Genomic DNA, 283 nt, shown 5'->3' on the forward strand with positions numbered 1-283 from the left:
GTGGTGTGGTTACTTGATTTGCAGATAATAGAAATTGGGATTTATAACAAGCAAGTGCTTCCATCTTCTGATCAATAAACTCGAAAATATCTATTACAAAGTGTGGTGTCATGATGCCATTTATCTGATAATAAAATAATTCGTTTGGTTTAAAGGAATCGTAATCAGATTCTACTGAATATTTTTTTATACCTGCTGAGAAAACCGCTTCTTTTACAATTTCAGAACAATGTCCATGATCAGGATGGCGGTCTGTCTTATTAGGAGCAAATATGATTTTCGG

The 283-nt window shown here is 33.6% G+C and carries 1 protein-coding gene; it reads right to left on the minus strand.

Features of this window, described 5'->3' with window-relative positions:
* On the minus strand, positions 1-283 hold a 283-nt coding region (locus tag AOA60_RS32760), incomplete at both ends, for a hypothetical protein (RefSeq protein ID WP_218240813.1).

Source organism: Pseudomonas sp. 2822-17 (assembly GCF_002742485.1).
Lineage (GTDB): Bacteria > Pseudomonadota > Gammaproteobacteria > Pseudomonadales > Pseudomonadaceae > Aquipseudomonas > Aquipseudomonas cyclaminis.